This is a genomic window from Serratia sp. JSRIV004, from assembly GCF_019968705.1.
Taxonomy (GTDB): domain Bacteria; phylum Pseudomonadota; class Gammaproteobacteria; order Enterobacterales; family Enterobacteriaceae; genus Chania; species Chania fonticola_B.
Map to the genome: position 1 here is coordinate 6,051,772 of NZ_CP074140.1, position 16,510 is coordinate 6,068,281.

At 54.3% G+C, this 16,510-nt stretch carries 18 protein-coding genes; 9 read left to right on the forward strand and 9 right to left on the reverse strand.

What is annotated here, in order from left to right; all coding sequences use genetic code 11:
- Positions 1–48: 48 nt before the first annotated feature.
- The 8 genes from pstC (at position 49) to KGP21_RS28820 (ending at position 6,774) form a co-directional block, all read left to right on the forward strand.
- Complete coding sequence (gene pstC / locus KGP21_RS28785) at positions 49–1,005, forward strand: phosphate ABC transporter permease PstC (RefSeq protein ID WP_024527373.1); 957 nt, start codon at positions 49–51, stop codon at positions 1,003–1,005.
- A 1-nt stretch (position 1,006) separates the two neighbouring features.
- Positions 1,007–1,897 carry a phosphate ABC transporter permease PstA gene (pstA, locus tag KGP21_RS28790; RefSeq protein WP_059199278.1) on the forward strand — a complete coding sequence of 297 codons (891 nt, stop codon included), beginning with the start codon at positions 1,007–1,009 and terminating at the stop codon, positions 1,895–1,897.
- 53 nt (positions 1,898–1,950) lie between these two features.
- The gene (pstB, locus tag KGP21_RS28795; RefSeq protein WP_370454353.1) at positions 1,951–2,721 is read left to right on the forward strand and encodes a phosphate ABC transporter ATP-binding protein PstB; all 771 of its coding nucleotides are present in this window, start codon (positions 1,951–1,953) and stop codon (positions 2,719–2,721) included.
- Between the two features lie 12 nt (positions 2,722–2,733).
- Positions 2,734–3,465 (forward strand): phosphate signaling complex protein PhoU, encoded by a 732-nt coding sequence (phoU, locus tag KGP21_RS28800; protein ID WP_024484696.1) that lies wholly within the window; start codon positions 2,734–2,736, stop codon positions 3,463–3,465.
- A 167-nt stretch (positions 3,466–3,632) separates the two neighbouring features.
- Positions 3,633–4,472: an ABC transporter substrate-binding protein gene (locus KGP21_RS28805; RefSeq protein WP_024484697.1), complete on the forward strand. Its 840-nt coding sequence runs from the start codon at positions 3,633–3,635 to the stop codon at positions 4,470–4,472.
- Between the two features lie 70 nt (positions 4,473–4,542).
- A complete protein-coding gene (locus tag KGP21_RS28810; protein WP_223536729.1) occupies positions 4,543–5,268 on the forward strand; it encodes an amino acid ABC transporter permease in 726 nt (241 codons plus the stop codon).
- A 1-nt stretch (position 5,269) separates the two neighbouring features.
- A complete protein-coding gene (locus tag KGP21_RS28815; protein WP_223536730.1) occupies positions 5,270–6,010 on the forward strand; it encodes an amino acid ABC transporter permease in 741 nt (246 codons plus the stop codon).
- A gap of 203 nt (positions 6,011–6,213) precedes the next feature.
- Positions 6,214–6,774, forward strand: coding sequence for a DUF1440 domain-containing protein (locus KGP21_RS28820; RefSeq protein WP_059199275.1), 561 nt, complete (start codon positions 6,214–6,216; stop codon positions 6,772–6,774).
- A 47-nt stretch (positions 6,775–6,821) separates the two neighbouring features.
- On the opposite strand, the gene yieH is transcribed toward KGP21_RS28820, so the two are convergent.
- The gene (gene yieH / locus KGP21_RS28825; RefSeq protein ID WP_021181405.1) at positions 6,822–7,487 is read right to left on the reverse strand and encodes a 6-phosphogluconate phosphatase; all 666 of its coding nucleotides are present in this window, start codon (positions 7,485–7,487) and stop codon (positions 6,822–6,824) included.
- 212 nt (positions 7,488–7,699) lie between these two features.
- Between yieH and KGP21_RS28830 the strand changes: the two genes are divergently transcribed.
- Positions 7,700–9,037: an NCS2 family permease gene (locus KGP21_RS28830; RefSeq protein WP_059199273.1), complete on the forward strand. Its 1,338-nt coding sequence runs from the start codon at positions 7,700–7,702 to the stop codon at positions 9,035–9,037.
- A gap of 54 nt (positions 9,038–9,091) precedes the next feature.
- On the opposite strand, the gene KGP21_RS28835 is transcribed toward KGP21_RS28830, so the two are convergent.
- The 8 genes from KGP21_RS28835 to rpmH all read right to left on the reverse strand — a co-directional run bounded on the left by KGP21_RS28835 (position 9,092) and on the right by rpmH (position 15,826).
- Complete coding sequence (locus KGP21_RS28835; RefSeq protein WP_223536732.1) at positions 9,092–10,144, reverse strand: hypothetical protein; 1,053 nt, start codon at positions 10,142–10,144, stop codon at positions 9,092–9,094.
- A 92-nt stretch (positions 10,145–10,236) separates the two neighbouring features.
- Positions 10,237–10,803, reverse strand: a complete 567-nt coding sequence (locus tag KGP21_RS28840; protein ID WP_021181402.1) for an NADPH-dependent FMN reductase — start codon at positions 10,801–10,803, stop codon at positions 10,237–10,239.
- 188 nt (positions 10,804–10,991) lie between these two features.
- The gene (locus tag KGP21_RS28845; RefSeq protein WP_094982465.1) at positions 10,992–11,711 is read right to left on the reverse strand and encodes a 4'-phosphopantetheinyl transferase superfamily protein; all 720 of its coding nucleotides are present in this window, start codon (positions 11,709–11,711) and stop codon (positions 10,992–10,994) included.
- A gap of 254 nt (positions 11,712–11,965) precedes the next feature.
- The gene (mnmE, locus tag KGP21_RS28850; RefSeq protein WP_223536733.1) at positions 11,966–13,330 is read right to left on the reverse strand and encodes a tRNA uridine-5-carboxymethylaminomethyl(34) synthesis GTPase MnmE; all 1,365 of its coding nucleotides are present in this window, start codon (positions 13,328–13,330) and stop codon (positions 11,966–11,968) included.
- A gap of 113 nt (positions 13,331–13,443) precedes the next feature.
- Positions 13,444–15,084 (reverse strand): membrane protein insertase YidC, encoded by a 1,641-nt coding sequence (yidC, locus tag KGP21_RS28855; RefSeq protein WP_021181397.1) that lies wholly within the window; start codon positions 15,082–15,084, stop codon positions 13,444–13,446.
- 2 nt (positions 15,085–15,086) lie between these two features.
- Positions 15,087–15,344: a membrane protein insertion efficiency factor YidD gene (gene yidD / locus KGP21_RS28860; protein WP_025120915.1), complete on the reverse strand. Its 258-nt coding sequence runs from the start codon at positions 15,342–15,344 to the stop codon at positions 15,087–15,089.
- A complete protein-coding gene (gene rnpA / locus KGP21_RS28865; protein WP_004950547.1) occupies positions 15,308–15,667 on the reverse strand; it encodes a ribonuclease P protein component in 360 nt (119 codons plus the stop codon). Before rnpA ends, yidD begins: the two co-directional genes overlap by 37 nt.
- An 18-nt stretch (positions 15,668–15,685) precedes the next feature.
- On the reverse strand, positions 15,686–15,826 hold the full coding sequence (gene rpmH, locus KGP21_RS28870; protein ID WP_004093983.1) for a 50S ribosomal protein L34: 141 nt from the start codon (positions 15,824–15,826) through the stop codon (positions 15,686–15,688).
- Positions 15,827–16,510: the final 684 nt, after the last annotated feature.

Below are 16,510 nucleotides of genomic sequence, written 5' to 3' on the forward strand. Positions count from 1 at the left end.
GGGGCCTGGCGTGCCGGGCCCTCCAAGCTTTAAACAGAAGAGTAATCTATGGCTGAGTACAAGCCGACCATTAAAGCACCGGGCAAAAACGGTGACATCATCTTCAGCGCGCTGGTCAGACTGGCGGCGCTGATTACCCTATTGTTGCTGGGCGGCATCATCGTTTCGCTGATTATCGCCTCCTGGCCCAGCATGCAGAAGTTTGGTTTTGCCTTCCTGTGGACCAAAGAGTGGGATGCGCCAGCCGAGCAGTTTGGTGCGCTGGTGCCGATCTACGGCACGGTCGTCACCTCGGTGATTGCGCTGATTATCGCCGTGCCGGTCAGTTTTGGTATTGCCCTGTTCCTGACCGAGTTGGCCCCTAACTGGCTCAAGCGCCCATTGGGGATCGCAATAGAACTGTTAGCGGCAATCCCTAGCATCGTTTACGGCATGTGGGGCCTGTTCGTGTTTGCCCCTCTGTTCGCCAAATATTTCCAGACCCCGGTGGGGGAAGTGTTGTCCGGTATTCCGATCGTTGGCGAGCTGTTCTCCGGCCCGGCATTTGGTATCGGTATTCTGGCTGCCGGGGTGATCCTAGCCATTATGATTATTCCTTACATTGCGGCGGTAATGCGCGATGTGTTCGAACAAACGCCGGTGATGATGAAAGAGTCGGCCTATGGCATCGGCTGCACCACCTGGGAAGTGATCTGGCGCATTGTGCTGCCGTTCACCAAAAACGGCGTGATCGGTGGCGTGATGCTTGGCCTGGGGCGCGCCCTGGGGGAAACCATGGCGGTGACCTTTATTATCGGTAACACCTACCAGCTCGACAGTTTCTCGCTGTATATGCCGGGCAACAGCATCACCTCGGCGTTGGCCAACGAATTCGCCGAAGCCGAATCCGGGCTACATACCTCTGCATTGATGCAGCTTGGGCTGATCCTGTTTGTGATCACCTTTATCGTCCTGGCGCTGTCGAAGTTGATGGTGATGCGCCTGGCCAAGCGTGAGGGTCGCTAACATGGCAACGATGGATATGCAAAACCCGGTAGCACTGGCGGAAAGCCGCCGTAAAATGCAGGCCTGGCGTCGGCAGAAAAACCGTCTGGCGCTGTTCCTGTCGATGGCGACTATGGCCTTTGGCCTGTTCTGGCTGGTGTGGATCCTGTTTTCGACCATTACCAAGGGCATCGATGGCATGTCGCTGGCGCTGTTTACCGAAATGACGCCGCCGCCGAATACGGCGGGTGGTGGTCTGGCTAACGCTATCGCCGGTAGTGGCTTGCTGATCCTGTGGGCCACCATTTTCGGTACTCCGCTGGGCATCATGGCGGGGATCTATCTGGCGGAATACGGCCGTAAATCCTGGCTGGCGGAAGTGATCCGCTTTATCAACGATATTCTGTTATCCGCACCGTCGATCGTCGTGGGCCTGTTCGTTTACACCGTGGTGGTGGCGAAGATGGAACACTTCTCCGGTTGGGCCGGGATTATTGCGCTGGCTCTGTTACAGATCCCGATCGTGATCCGCACCACCGAGAACATGCTCAAGCTGGTACCAGACACGCTGCGTGAAGCGGCCTATGCGTTGGGCACACCGAAATGGCGCATGATTTCCGCCATTACGCTGAAGGCATCTGTTTCCGGCATTATCACCGGCGTGCTGCTGGCGATTGCGCGTATAGCAGGGGAAACCGCTCCGTTGCTGTTTACCTCGCTGTCGAATCAGTTCTGGAGCACCGACCTGATGCAGCCGATCGCCAACCTGCCGGTCACCATTTTCAAGTTTGCCATGAGCCCGTTTGCCGAATGGCAACAGCTGGCCTGGGCCGGGGTACTGTTGATCACCCTGTGCGTACTGTTACTGAATATCCTGGCGCGTGTGATTTTCGCCAAGAAAAAGCATTCATAAAAATTTAGGTGCCGCTCAGGCGACACCGTGAAAAGAGAGAAGTCTTGATGAGTATGGTTGACTCCACTTCCAGCAGCAAAATTCAGGTACGCGATCTGAACTTTTACTACGGCAAATTCCATGCGCTGAAAAACATCACGCTGGATATCGCCAAGAACAAGGTGACCGCGTTTATCGGCCCTTCTGGCTGCGGCAAATCGACGCTGCTGCGGACTTTCAACAAGATGTACCAGCTCTATCCCGAGCAGCGTGCTGAAGGCGATATCCTGCTGGACGGGCAAAACATCCTGACCGATAACCAGGACATCGCGCTGCTGCGTGCCAAGGTGGGCATGGTGTTCCAAAAGCCAACGCCGTTCCCGATGTCGATTTACGACAACATCGCGTTTGGCGTGCGCCTGTTCGAGAAGCTGTCCCGTGCGGATATGGACGAGCGTGTCCAATGGGCGCTGACCAAGGCAGCACTGTGGAACGAGACCAAGGACAAGCTGCACCAAAGCGGTTACAGCCTGTCCGGTGGCCAGCAGCAACGTCTGTGCATTGCGCGCGGCATTGCCATTCGCCCGGAAGTGCTGTTGTTGGATGAGCCTTGCTCAGCGCTGGATCCGATTTCCACCGGCAAGATTGAAGAGCTGATCAGCGAGCTGAAGTCTGACTACACCGTGGTGATCGTGACCCACAATATGCAGCAGGCGGCGCGTTGTTCCGACTCCACCGCATTTATGTATCTGGGTGAGTTGATCGAGTTCAGCGATACTGACACTCTGTTTACCGCGCCACAGAAAAAGCAGACCGAAGACTACATTACTGGCCGCTATGGTTGATTAGGATGCATCATGGATAACCTGAATTTAAACAAACACATTTCCGGCCAGTTCAACGCTGAACTCGAGCACATCCGCACCCAGGTGCTGACCATGGGTGGGCTGGTGGAGCAACAGCTGACCGATGCCATTACCGCGATGCATAACCAGGACGGTGAACTGGCCAAGCGGGTGATTGAGGGCGATGCCAAGGTCAATATGATGGAAGTGGCGATCGATGAGGCCTGCGTGCGCATCATCGCCAAACGCCAGCCGACCGCCAGCGACCTGCGCCTGGTGATGGCGATCATCAAGACCATTTCCGAGCTGGAACGCATCGGCGACGTAGCGGACAAGATCTGCCGCACCGCCCTGGAGAAATTCTCGCACCAGCATCAGCCATTGCTGGTCAGCCTAGAGTCACTGGGTCGCCATACCGTGCAAATGCTGCACGACGTGCTGGATGCCTTTGCGCGTATGGATCTGGATGAAGCGATCCGGATTTACCGCGAAGACAAGAAGGTCGATCAGGAATATGAAGGCATCGTGCGTCAGCTGATGACCTACATGATGGAAGATACGCGCACCATTCCGAGCGTGCTGACGGCGCTGTTCTGTGCCCGCTCTATCGAGCGTATCGGCGATCGCTGCCAGAATATTTGCGAATTCATCTTCTACTTCGTCAAAGGCCAGGATTTCCGCCATATCGGTGGCGATGCGCTGGACAAACTGTTGTCAGACGGTAAAGACGAGAAAAAAGCGTAATTCAACCAGTGATTTACTCCAGAAGGCGCTGAAGACGGCGCCTTTATGCCATTTAAAAACCGCAAAGTTAAAAAGGTTATAACTATAGCGTTTAATATTATTTCCTGACCTAAGTGAGGCTTGCTAGCTTATCAGCCAGCGGGACATCAATCACTTGGGAGCCTTTCATGAAACAGCGCGTCTTAGCCTTATCTCTGTTAGCCAGCCTGACCAGCCTTGCCACCGGTGTGGCACATGCCGATAAACTCGATGATATTCAAAAAGCTGGCGTGGTGCGTATTGCGGTATTCGATAGCAACCCACCGTTTGGTTATGTCGATCCGCAGAGCAAAAAGCTGGTGGGTTATGACGTGGACGTGGCCGAAGCCATCGGTAAGGCGCTGGGCGTCAAGGTTGAACTGCGCGCCACCAACCCGGCTAACCGAATTCCTTTGCTGGTGTCCAAAAAGGTTGATCTGATCGCGGCCAATTTCACCATCACCGACGAGCGTGCCAAAGAGGTGAATTTCAGCGTGCCGTATTTTGCTACCGGCCAGAAATTCATTGCTCATAAGGGCGTGCTGAAAACCCCGGAAGATATCAAAAAACTGCGCATCGGCGCGGATAAAGGCACCGTGCAGGAAATTACCCTGCGTGAGCACTACCCAACGGCCAAGGTGATCTCTTACGACGATACCCCACTGGCGTTTGTTGCCCTACGTAACGGCAACGTGCAGGCGATTACCCAGGACGATGCCAAACTGGTTGGCCTGCTAGGCAACCTGCCTGCCGCGCAAAAAGCCGACTTTGAAATCTCTCCGTTCAGCATCACCAAAGAATATCAGGGCGTTGGTATCCCGAAAGGCGAAGATCGCCTCACGGCTACCGTTAACGATACCTTGATCAAACTGGAAAAAGACGGCGATGCGGTGAAGATTTACGATCGCTGGTTCGGCCCGGAAACCAAAACCGCCCAACCGCGTGGCGATTTCAAGATCGGCCCATTGGATCAGCAACCTAAAGCCTAATCTCCCTTTTCCCTCTCCCCCTGATTTTGTACCGTGGCGGAGAGGGTTGGGGTGAGGGGAAGTACCTCGCATGAATCTGCAACAACTCTCAGATTGGCTGTTGGCGCCGCAGTATCTGAGCTGGCTATGGAATGGCTTCTTGATGACCTTATGGCTGTCGGCCTGTGCCGGGCTTGCGGCAACGCTGCTGGGTTTTGGTCTGGCGGCGATGCGTGACAGCAGCCTGCGCCCGTTAAGCTGGCTGGCGGTGGCCTATAGCGCGCTGTTTCGCAATACTCCTCTGCTGGTGCAACTGTTCTTCTGGTATTTCGCCGCCGGGCAAATCTTGCCCTCCTCCGCCATGCAATGGCTGAATACCCCCCACCAGTTAGGTTTTCTCGATTGGCCCTCGTTTGAATTCCTGGCGGGCTTTTTCGGTCTGACGCTTTATTCCACCGCGTTTATTGCCGAAGAGATCCGTTCTGGCATCCGTGGCGTCGCCAGTGGGCAAAAGCATGCAGCCTTCGCGCTAGGGCTGACCGGTTGGCAATCGATGCGCTATGTGGTGCTGCCGCAGGCGCTGAAAATCGCTTTCCCGCCGCTGCTGGGGCAGTACATGAACGTGATTAAGAACTCATCGTTAACCATGGCGATCGGCCTGGCTGAGCTGTCTTACGCATCGCGCCAGGTGGAAACCGAAACCCTGCGGACCTTCCAGGCGTTTGGCGTGGCAACGGTACTGTATATCGCCATTATTGCCCTGTTGGAAGGTTGGGGCATGTGGCGTCAACAGCGCAAACCGCTGGGGGGGCACTAAGATGGACTTTACCGTTATCCAGGAAAACCTGGGCTACCTGCTGTGGGGCACCTTCCCGGATGGGCCTTTGGGCGGTGCTGCGTTGACGTTGGCGATCAGCCTGATGGCCGGGCTGGCTTCGGCAATTCTGGGCACGTTGCTGGGCGTCGCGCTGGCGATGTCGCGTGGGGTGCTGGCTGGGTTATTGGCTATGGTGCTCGGGTTCTTCCGCGCCATCCCGGTGATCATGCTGATTTTCTGGACTTACTTCCTGCTGCCAATCGTGTTTGGCGTCGATATCCCGGAAATTACCACCGTAGTGTGCGCGCTGGCGTTGATCGCCTCGGCCTATCTGGCCCATGCGGTAAAAGCGGGCATCGTGGCTATTGGTGCTGGACAGTGGCAGGCGGGGCTATCGCTCGGTTTAAACCGCTGGCAGGTGCTGCGGATGATCGTCTTGCCTCAGGCGCTGCGCATGATGGTGCCTTCGTTTATCAACCAGTGGATCTCGCTGATTAAAGACTCTTCGCTGGCGTACATCGTCGGCGTGGGTGAGCTGACCTTCCTGGCTACTCAGGTCAATAACCGCAGCATGGTTTACCCGATGGAGGTGTTCCTGTTTGTGGCGCTGGTCTATTTTATCTTCTGCCTGACGCTGGACGTGCTGGCGAACGGGCTGAATAAACGCCTTAGCCCGCAGACCAAAGCGCTAAAACGCAGCTGGCGCTGGTGGCGTAATCGCCCGCCGCTACCGGCTAGTTAATCAGACACAATAGGAATGGCTGCCCCTATCTATACCATGGCTAATTAGTTGTCATGATTGAGGGGCTTGACGTATTACAATTTATTATCGTATTACGTTAAATTTATGATTGAGATCAACGTATTGCACTTTTTTAATGCAGCTTGAGTTATTTAGAGTATAAGTAAGATTGATTTATATATTTCCATTGGATGGTAATCATTATGAAAATTAGTGCGTTATTTATAACAACGGATCCAAGTCGGCGGCGGTATGGCGTTGCCTTGTTTGTTGGCATTATTGGCGGGATCCTCTCTGCTTTTGTCAAATGGGGGGCTGAGGTTCCGCTACCGCCAAGAACCCTGAGTGATGGCCGGGCTGAATTTAACCCGCCCTACCTTTTTTTAAGAGATTATCTTGGGATAGATCCAACCGGTACGGTATATACCTTTTCTGAGCATATTATTAATCCGGTTATGGTTACGCACGTCATATTTTCGTTGGTCTTTGCTATCGGTTACTGCTTGGTTGCCGAAGTTTTTCCAAAGATCAAACTCTGGCAGGGGGTGTTGGCGGGTATCATTGCCACCGTTGCCGTGCATGGCATTAGTTTCCCTCTGCTTGGTTTGACTCCCCCACTTTCAATGCTGCCATTTGATGAGTATCTTTCTGAAATATTGGGGCATATATTTTGGTTTTGGGTGATTGAGATAGTACGCCGGGACTTACGTAACAGAATTACCCATGAGCCTGACGCCGAAGTTCCGCTGGGATCCTATCGTTAATCGATAAAGTTCAGCGGGGTATTTTCCCCGCTGAATATCAACGCGGTTTAACGGGTAAGTTGCCAACCCCGCTGTTGCCATAGCGCAGGCAGTTGTGCCAGATCCTCAAACGTCGTCACCAGCGGGTGATCGATCGGTTGATTATGAGGATCGGCGCAGAAGTAGAACACCGGGATGCCAGCCGCGATCCCTGCCTGGGCACCGGCAACGGAATCATCCACCAGAATACAGCGCTCTACGGGCACCTGCATCTGTTGGGCGGCATGGAATACGATGGCCGGATCGGGTTTCCAGCGTTGAATATCGTAGCCGCTGAACAACCGGTCATCAAAATAGGACAGCATGTCGGTTAACCCCAGCGAATGCTGCATTTTGCTCACCGGGCCGTTAGAAACGGTGCACATCGGGGCAGTCATTTGTGCCAGCAACTCCCGTGCACCGGCAATCGGCTGGAGCTCGGCATCAAACAGACGGGCCACTTCCTGGCGAAAAATCGGCTCCAGATCGCTGGCGGGTAAATTGACACCCTGCTCGGTGTTAACCCGCTCAATGATCTCGTAGAGCTTGATCCCTTTGTACTTTTTAAATACCTCTTCCAGCGCCAGCTCGATACCGTAGTGGGCAAACATATGCACATAGGCCTTGCTGCACAGCACTTCGCTGTCTACCAGCGTGCCATCGCAATCAAATAAAACACATTCAACCTGATTCATTGGGGTAAGCGCCCTCGGTTAAGTCATAACTGCTGTTACTTTAACCGGATCGCAGCGGGTTGTCCCTCTTTGGCAATCAATCTCAATAAATACAACTTGTTGGCCGTTTTAGCCGTAAAGATGGCGAAAAAAACCTGTGAGCGAGGTCAAAACCCGGACTTTTTGTTATAGGATAGCCAGCGACAGTCCTAATCCCTCTTCGGAATTCTATAATGAGCAAACAAGACCTCAGCCTTGATGCCAATCAGGGCTTGCTTGAGCGCGTGTTTAAACTCAAGCAGCACGGCACCACGGTACGTACGGAAACGATTGCCGGCATCACCACCTTTTTAACCATGGTGTATATCGTGTTCGTTAACCCGCAGATCCTGGGCGCGGCGGGCATGGATACTCAGGCGGTGTTTGTCACCACCTGCCTGGTTGCCGCGTTGGGCAGTATCCTGATGGGCTTGCTGGCTAACCTGCCGGTGGCGCTGGCTCCGGCGATGGGCCTCAACGCGTTCTTCGCGTTTGTGGTGGTCGGCGCGATGGGTATTTCATGGCAAGTCGGTATGGGCGCTATTTTCTGGGGCGCAATCGGTTTCCTGTTGCTGACCATTTTCCGTATCCGCTATTGGATGATTGCCAATATCCCGCTGAGCCTGCGCGTGGGCATCACCAGCGGTATCGGCCTGTTTATCGCCATGATGGGGCTGAAAAACGCCGGTATCGTGGTCGCCAACCCGGATACGCTGGTAGCGGTAGGCAATCTGACCTCTCACAGTGTGCTGCTGGGAGCCTTGGGCTTCTTTATTATCGCGGTGCTGGCTTCGCGTAATATTCATGCTGCGGTACTGGTCTCAATCGTGGTGACTACGCTGATCGGTTGGGCATTGGGTGACGTGAAATATGGCGGCGTATTCTCCCTACCGCCGGACGTCACCTCCGTGGTCGGCCAGGTGGATATCGCCGGGGCGCTGAATATCGGCCTGGCAGGTGTGATTTTCTCCTTTATGCTGGTCAACCTGTTTGACTCCTCGGGTACGCTGATCGGAGTGACCGACAAGGCTGGCCTGACGGATGAAAACGGCAAGTTCCCGCGTATGAAGCAGGCGCTTTACGTGGACAGCATCACCTCGGTCGCCGGTGCTTTTGCGGGTACCTCTTCGGTCACCGCCTATATTGAAAGCTCCTCTGGGGTGGCCGTTGGTGGGCGCACGGGCCTGACCGCCGTGGTGGTAGGCATTCTCTTCCTGCTGGTGATTTTCCTGTCACCGCTGGCGGGAATGGTGCCAACTTATGCTGCTGCGGGCGCGCTGATTTATGTGGGGGTGCTTATGACTTCCAGCCTGGCGCGGGTGAAGTGGGAAGATATGACCGAAGCGGTTCCGGCCTTTGTGACCGCCGCTATGATGCCTTTCAGCTTCTCGATCACCGAAGGGATTGCCCTGGGCTTTATCTCTTACTGCATCATGAAGCTGGGCACCGGCCGCTGGCGTGAAATCAGCCCCTGCGTGATCGTGGTGGCGCTGCTGTTCGTGCTGAAAATTGCGTTCGTTGACGGGCATTAATGCCCGCTACGTGGGGCGCAGCATGCTGCGCCCCGTTGTAAGCTCCTGTTACTCTCAAGCGCCGGGTGAGGCATCCTGTTCTCTACCCATTACCCAGCGTAAAGGCCGGTTATACCGCGTCTGCCAGCCACCGATATTATCTTCCCCCTCGGCAAAATTGGCGATCTCGACCTGATTTTTGTCTCTGAACAAGTCAGCAAAATCAAGAGCCAGCGCCCGATCGTTGAAATTCTGTCGATCGTAATAGGCAATCATGATGCGTTTGTTTTCTGCCAGTGAATGCTTCGCTGGGAGGAGGCGGCCCTTCGGGGCAATCAGCAGCGCTCCGGAATAAAACTGCGGGTAATTGGCCATCAGGTTAGCCGCGTGTAGCGCCCCCTGACCACGGGCGGTCAGGTAAACCTGTTGGAGATTAAGCTTCAGCTTGGGGCCCAGGTTTTCCAGGGTGCGTTGAATGGCGTTCTGGGTGCTGGTAGAGCTGTAGTTAGACCAGCGAAAGCTCCCTTCCGCCAGCATCTGGGTGCCGTTTATCTCAATGTAGGCCACTCCGGCTTCGGCAAACAGCAACCGATCCTCCGGGATGATGGTGGCGGCTTTCCCGTAGGGATGGAGGTAGACGATGGTTGGCCAGCCTCCGGCCGGGGGCTCGCCACTCGGCACGGCATAGTGAGGTTTACCTTCAAACTTTGCGGCGTGTTGCTGATAGCGCGCTTTGGTGGTGGCCAGAATTGAACGGTAGGTGTCACTTTGCTGAATGCTGCTGAACGAGTCGTCTTCCAGCAGATTGTAGTAATACCACAATCCTCGCTTGGCGCTAAGTTGCAGATAACGTTCGGCTAACTCGGTCTGACCCTGTTCGGCCGAGGAGGCAGCCAGTTGAAAGGGGGCCCAGATATTACGGCCATCTTCACGCATCAACGTCAGATATAGCGATGTGGCGCCGGCTTTTTTATCCTCATGATTGTACGCTGAGCGAGGTAATGGCTTACTCAGCGGGCTATGGATAGGCAGTTCTAGCGGCTCTTCTCCCTCAGGATAGAGCATGGGTGCAGCAAACAATGGACTGGTGGCAAAAGCCAAAAAGATGGCTAAAATAAAAAAAGGCATGATTTTATAACTTTGTTTTTCAATAATATTAATGAGAAAACGATGAAAAACGGCGCCTTCGATAGTGTTATCTCTGTGCGCCGCCTGGCAGCTTATTTTACACGGCGGATATAGTCGCTGAATGCGGACAACTGGCCGGTCAGGAAATCCCGCGTGCCTTGGTCAACCAGTTCACCCGCCTGCTCATCAACCTTATTCTGTATCACTCCCCCCATAAACTCAGGTTTGTTGATCACCATGGCATCCAGAAACACCAGGATCTGGCGTAGGTGATATTGGCAACGTGCTCCGCCAATCGGCCCCATAGAGCTGGTCTGGATTGCTACCGGTTTGCCAGCCAGCGGTTGGTTAGGCAAACGGGACAGCCAGTCTATGGCGTTTTTCAGGCCACCTGGCACAGAGTAGTTATATTCTGGCGTTACGATGATCACGCCGTCAGCCTGACGGATTTGTTCGGCAATGGCTTCTACCGCGGCCGGGAAACCCTCTTCTTGCTGGAGGTCTGCATCGTACAGTGGGATATCGCGGATGGAGGGAAGGGCTTCGATAGTAACACCCTGAGGAGCTAACTGAGGTAAAGCGCGTGCGACGATGGCGTTATAAGAGCCTTTACGAAGGCTCCCCAGTAGCGTGACGATCTTTAGTGCTTGCTCTGACATTTTGATTCTCCCTTTTCTGATGAACAGACTCAGCTTAGAACAACCAGCAGATAATAGGGCAAATAAGGGATGTATCCTAGGTAGAGGCTAAGTCTTTATCTGTTTTTACAATTCAAAGCAGTAAATCATGCGTTAAGAAAAGTTTTATTTTGATTATTCCCCCGAAGGCAGACGTTAAATCGGTGCTTTCAACGTGTAACAGAGGCGAGGCTGGTCAGTTTCAAAAAGTGTGTGGAGAGGGGCGGGTTGCGCGATGAAATTTCGCCACATTTCTGTAAGCCCTGGCTATCGTCATATTGCCAGCAAATCAGCCGATCCAAGCCAGGCTGATGGGCGCAGGCCCAGCTGAGATACTCCCCTGCATCACTCATGACGTGCACGTTAGGCAGGGTGTTGCAGCGTAATTGGCCGGAAAAAGGGTGCAAATTCAGCAAACTCTGGCCACTGTTACCCAGGCCGGCCAGTTTCAGCACGCATTGGCGGATGCTCCACAGCTGGGTTTCGGCTTCCAAGCGGTCGTTCTGCGCCGCGATCCATGCGTTCTCCGTGGTGCTGGAGTATTGATGCAGCAGGTTGTGGCTCCGTGCGCGCATCACCTCAATATCCAACCCCACCTTGCCTTCTAGGCTCAGTAGCACGCCTACGGTATTGCCAGCATAGGCGAGGCTGAAGTCAGGTAGATGATGATCGGCAAAGCACGGGCGCCCGGTCGGTGCCGTAGCAATGGGGGGAAGTACCGGGATACCATACAAATAAAATATCATTTCGGCCAACAGGATCCGGCCTTGCAAAAAACGCCGGCGGCGCTTGACGGAAAAGCGAGCAGTTCTTTCGATCAGGTCTTCAGGGAGCCGATGAGTATCTAAACGCTCTGCAACCGCATCCCATCGGATAAAATGACAAGCCATTGTTCACTCCATGACCGAGGCTCATAAAAAAACTGGAGTGCTAGAGTAAGCATTACGTTAAGATTTTTCATTAAGAATTCGCATGATCTTTTTCTTAATTATTCTTCTGTTGAATGAAAAAGCAGCGGGGTGGTAGGAGTGCGGCGGGGGCCTCGCGAGGCAGGCTTTGGCGGAGACAAAAATAAAGCCAAGCATCAACAGTGAGTTAATGCATGGCTTTTGACGCTGAAGAGGTCGTGCATCTGAACGTTGGGTTATTTACCAATACAGAAGCTGGAGAAGATGCGCCCGAGCAGATCATCAGAAGTAAACTCCCCGGTGATTTCGCTCAACGCCTGCTGTGCCAACCGCAGTTCCTCAGCCAGCAGTTCCCCCGCGTAAGCGCTCACTAACTGTTCTTTACCCTGCACCAGATGCTGTGCCGCCTGCTCCAGAGCCTGCAAGTGACGGCGGCGGGCCAGGAAGCCGCCTTCCATATTGCTGGTGAAGCCCATGCTCTGTTTCAGATGGTCACGCAGCAGGTCGATCCCCTCACCGGTACGCGCCGACAGGCGAATAAGTGAGTGACCATTTACTTCGCTCAGGCCTAATGCCTCGCCGGTAATGTCGGCCTTGTTACGCACGACGGTGATCGGCAAGGTGTTGGGCAGACGTGCCATAAACTCTGGCCAAATCTCGGCGGGCTCGGTGGCGGAGGTGGTGGTGCCATCCACCATAAACAGCACGCGATCCGCCTGTTCGATCTCGTTCCAGGCACGTTCGATGCCGATACGCTCAACTTCGTCGCTGGCTTCCCGCAGCCCGGCGGTATCGATAATGTGCAGTGGCATGCCATCGATATGAATATGTTCGCGCAACACATCGCGCGTGGTGCCTGCAATGTCGGTGACGATGGCTGCTTCACGCCCTGCAAGCTCATTGAGCAGGCTGGATTTTCCGGCGTTGGGCCGCCCGGCGATCACCACCTTCATCCCTTCACGCAGCAGGCTGCCTTGTCGCGCCTCGGCCCGTACGCCGTCCAGATCGGCCATCACACCGTTCAATTGGGCTTCGATTTTGCCATCCGAAAGGAAGTCGATTTCCTCATCCGGGAAGTCGATGGCCGCTTCTACGTAGATGCGCAGGTGAGTGAGCGCTTCCACAAGCTGATGGATACGGAGGGAAAAAGCACCTTGCAGCGAGTTCATGGCTGAACGGGCTGCCTGTTCAGAACTGGCATCGATCAGATCGGCAATGGCTTCGGCCTGGGCCAGATCCAGCTTGTCATTGAGGAAAGCGCGCTCCGAGAACTCACCTGGGCGGGCAATCCGCACGCCTGGTAGCGCCAACACGCGTTTGAGCAACAGATCGAGGATCACCGGCCCACCGTGGCCCTGCAGTTCCAGCACGTCCTCACCGGTAAAGGAATTGGGGCCGGGGAACCACAGTGCGATCCCCTGATCCAGCGTACTGCCTTCAGCGTCACGGAACGGCAGATAATCGGCATAACGCGGCTTAGGCAGTTTACCGAGTACCGCCAGGGCAACGTCCTTGGCTCCGCGGCCAGAAATGCGCAGGATGCCGACACCGCCGCGTCCGGGCGGGGTAGCAAGAGCAGCGATGGTATCGGTGGTGTTCATAGCGGTTTATCTCTCTGACAATATGCAAAAAGGCGGTCTAATGACCGCCTCTACTGGCAACGTGACTGGTGTCGTAGGGGCATAAGCCCCTACGGGTGTTGCCTAACTCAATACTAGACTTTCTTCTTGTCGCGGCTGTGCAGACCACGTTTTTCCAGCCCGCGGTAAATCAGCTGCTGCTGGACGATGGTCACCAGGTTACTGACGATATAGTACAGCACCAGACCAGACGGGAACCACAGGAAGAACACTGTGAAGATCACCGGCATAAAGGTCATGATTTTCTGCTGCATCGGGTCAGTCACGGTGGTGGGTGACATCTTCTGGATGAAGTACATGGTCACACCCATCAGCACTGGCAGGATGTAGTACGGGTCTTGCGCCGACAGGTCATGGATCCACCAGATGAACGGCGCATGACGCAGCTCAACCGAGCCCATCAGCATGTAGTACAAGGCCAGGAAGATTGGCATCTGGATAACCAGCGGCAAGCAACCCCCTAACGGGTTCACCTTCTCAGCTTTGTACAGCGCCATCATTTCCTGGCTCATACGCTGCTTGTCATCACCGATACGTTCACGCATCGCCTGCAGTTTTGGCTGCAGCATGCGCATTTTGGCCATCGAGGTGTACTGCGCTTTGGTCAGCGGGTACATGATGCCGCGCACGATGAAGGTGATGATGATGATCGAGAAGCCCCAGTTGCCGATGAAACTGTGAATGAACTTCAGCAGTTTGAACAGCGGTTGGGAGATGAACCACAGCCAGCCGTAATCGACGGTCAGATCCAGATGCGGTGCCAGTTGGGCCATCTGATCTTGCAGCTCCGGGCCAACCCACAGGGTAGCATTCAGCTGTTTCTCAGCGCCTGGTTGCACAATCACTGGCTCAGCTTTAAAGCCGATGGCAGACAGGTTGGTACCTGGCTTAGAGGTATAGAACGTGTTGACGCCCTGAGTCTGCGGCACCCACGCGGTGGCGAAGTACTGTTGCAACATCGCAATCCAGCCGCCCTGGGTGGTGACGTTCAGATTCTCATCCTTGTCGAACGCATACTTCTGGTATTTGTCTTCGCTGGATGAGTAAGCCGCACCACGGAAGGTGTGCAGTGCAAAGTTGTTGCTGCCGGTGTCACGATGCTTAGGCAAGTCGGTGGTCTGCTTCAACTGGCCAAACAGGGTCAGTTCCAGCGGAGTCGCGCTTTTGTTGACGATGGAGTAGTCCACGCCAACGGCATAATGGTTACGCTTGAGCACAAAGGTCTTGGTGAAGACCGAACCGTCTTTGCCGGTAAAGGTCAGCGGAATACGCAGTTCATCCTGGCCATCAGCCAGCGTGAAGGTATCCTGCGCCGCCTCAAACAGAGGACGCTCGCCGTTTGCCGGGTTATCCGGGCCGTCTCGGCCCGTCAGGCCGCTTTGTGCCTGGTAGACGAATGACGGGGTGGATTCCAGCAGCGTAAATGGAGTCGATGAACCCAGGGTTTCCGGGTAGGCCAACAGTTTAGCCTGCTCGATATCGCCACCACGGGTATTGATGGTCAGCGACAGCACGTCAGTGTTAACGGTGATCAGTTTACCCTGGCCACTGCCTGGTACAGCTGAACTTGCGGCATCACCGGTTGCTGGGTTCGCAGTCTGTTGCGTGGTCTGGGTGGCTACTGGTTGCGGAGCGTTGTCCACTTGCCAGGCCTGCCAGATCATGAAAGACACGAACAGCAGAGCGATGAGGAGAAGATTGCGTTGCGAATCCATCGTTAGTGTTCTCTGTTATCGTCGGTTTTCGGCGGCACGGGATCATCGCCACCTGGGTTCAAAGGGTGGCATTTTAATACGCGTTTCAATGTCAACCAACTGCCTTTTAACATGCCAAACCTGCGTAATGCCTCAATTGCGTAATGAGAACATGTCGGCTGGAAGCGACAACGTGGCCCAAGCAGCGGGCTGAGCACGAGCTGATACGCCCGAACCAGCCCGATCAGGATGCGGGAGCCTGGCGACAGTGGCGACGCCATAATTTTTCCAAAGCTTCCGTCAGTGCACGATTATCCAAATCCGCTATCCCTTTTTTGGCCACCACCACAAAATCCATCGCCGGTAGCTCGTGCTGACGTAAACGGAAGCTTTCGCGGGTTAGGCGTTTGATCCGGTTGCGTTCATGCGCGCGTTTGACGTGTTTTTTGGCGACGGTAAGACCGATGCGGGGATGCCCCAGCTGGTTCAGGCGGCCGAGGATGGTGATTTGCGGCGTGCCAGCCCGTTGTGGCTGCTGGAAGACGAAAGTGAAATGAGTGGGAGTTAACAAACGTAACTCCCTAGGAAAAGCGAGCTTAACCACTCAGCGGGTTAGCTTTTATTACTTAGAAACAGTCAGACGAGTACGGCCTTTCGCACGACGGCGGGCCAGAACTTGACGACCATTCTTGGTTGCCATACGAGCACGGAAACCGTGGCTACGGTTACGCTTCAGTACGGACGGTTGGAAAGTGCGTTTCATAGCGATTTCTACCTAAACTTAAATGAAATACTGATAAGTCAAATGCGTTTGGCTACTCGGCGTGAAGATGACCGACGCCTCAATCGCAATACATAAAGAGGCGGGATTGTAATAATTGTACAGTCCTGAGTCAATTCACATCGCGCTAGCCTACCTGGTTGTCTGCCAATTCGGAGTAAAATCCGGTGTTGGCCCGTGGTCACCGCAGAATCCTGTCTTGGCTAAATGACTCACCATTAAGGAACCAGGTATCACACGTGGGCGAAGATTATACGGACTCGGGGGTAAATCACAAGGATCTCCGTACGATCCTGCGTGTTTTCTGCAAGGATCCGCGTGGATAACCAGGTATAACCTGTGAAAGGTGCTAAAACCCGGCCCCACAGGTTCAGATCTCATCGGTGTCGATCCTGCGTTGATTAAAAACTGGTCACTCTTCAAGGGCTGTGGATAAAATGGATCTAATCTGTGATGAAGGGGAGGATCTCTTGCGCAGATTGCGCTATGATCCGTCATTCCGATCGCGATCCCAAAACAGGATCGTTAAGGGCATAAACCGTGAAAGGCGGTTCGCATACCCTACAGGTTTTTCAGCCAATACCGGGCGTGTGTCAAAAATCATGAGTTATAAAAAAGTAGCCTGATTCTTTTCTTTTTATTGATCTTGTTCGAGTGGAGTCCGCC

Excerpts from the sequence above, each read along its gene's own strand:
- yieH (WP_021181405.1), bottom strand. The coding sequence starts at position 7,487 with ATGAATCAGGTTGAATGTGTTTTATTTGATTGCGATGGCACGCTGGTA.
- rpmH (WP_004093983.1), bottom strand. The coding sequence starts at position 15,826 with ATGAAACGCACTTTCCAACCGTCCGTACTGAAGCGTAACCGTAGCCAC.
- pstC (WP_024527373.1), top strand. The coding sequence starts at position 49 with ATGGCTGAGTACAAGCCGACCATTAAAGCACCGGGCAAAAACGGTGAC.
- KGP21_RS28830 (WP_059199273.1), top strand. The coding sequence starts at position 7,700 with ATGAGCAAACAAGACCTCAGCCTTGATGCCAATCAGGGCTTGCTTGAG.
- pstA (WP_059199278.1), top strand. The coding sequence starts at position 1,007 with ATGGCAACGATGGATATGCAAAACCCGGTAGCACTGGCGGAAAGCCGC.
- pstB (WP_370454353.1), top strand. The coding sequence starts at position 1,951 with ATGGTTGACTCCACTTCCAGCAGCAAAATTCAGGTACGCGATCTGAAC.
- yidD (WP_025120915.1), bottom strand. The coding sequence starts at position 15,344 with ATGGCGTCGCCACTGTCGCCAGGCTCCCGCATCCTGATCGGGCTGGTT.
- phoU (WP_024484696.1), top strand. The coding sequence starts at position 2,734 with ATGGATAACCTGAATTTAAACAAACACATTTCCGGCCAGTTCAACGCT.
- KGP21_RS28845 (WP_094982465.1), bottom strand. The coding sequence starts at position 11,711 with ATGGCTTGTCATTTTATCCGATGGGATGCGGTTGCAGAGCGTTTAGAT.
- KGP21_RS28810 (WP_223536729.1), top strand. The coding sequence starts at position 4,543 with ATGAATCTGCAACAACTCTCAGATTGGCTGTTGGCGCCGCAGTATCTG.
- KGP21_RS28805 (WP_024484697.1), top strand. The coding sequence starts at position 3,633 with ATGAAACAGCGCGTCTTAGCCTTATCTCTGTTAGCCAGCCTGACCAGC.
- KGP21_RS28820 (WP_059199275.1), top strand. The coding sequence starts at position 6,214 with ATGAAAATTAGTGCGTTATTTATAACAACGGATCCAAGTCGGCGGCGG.
- KGP21_RS28840 (WP_021181402.1), bottom strand. The coding sequence starts at position 10,803 with ATGTCAGAGCAAGCACTAAAGATCGTCACGCTACTGGGGAGCCTTCGT.
- KGP21_RS28815 (WP_223536730.1), top strand. The coding sequence starts at position 5,270 with ATGGACTTTACCGTTATCCAGGAAAACCTGGGCTACCTGCTGTGGGGC.
- KGP21_RS28835 (WP_223536732.1), bottom strand. The coding sequence starts at position 10,144 with ATGCCTTTTTTTATTTTAGCCATCTTTTTGGCTTTTGCCACCAGTCCA.
- yidC (WP_021181397.1), bottom strand. The coding sequence starts at position 15,084 with ATGGATTCGCAACGCAATCTTCTCCTCATCGCTCTGCTGTTCGTGTCT.
- mnmE (WP_223536733.1), bottom strand. The coding sequence starts at position 13,330 with ATGAACACCACCGATACCATCGCTGCTCTTGCTACCCCGCCCGGACGC.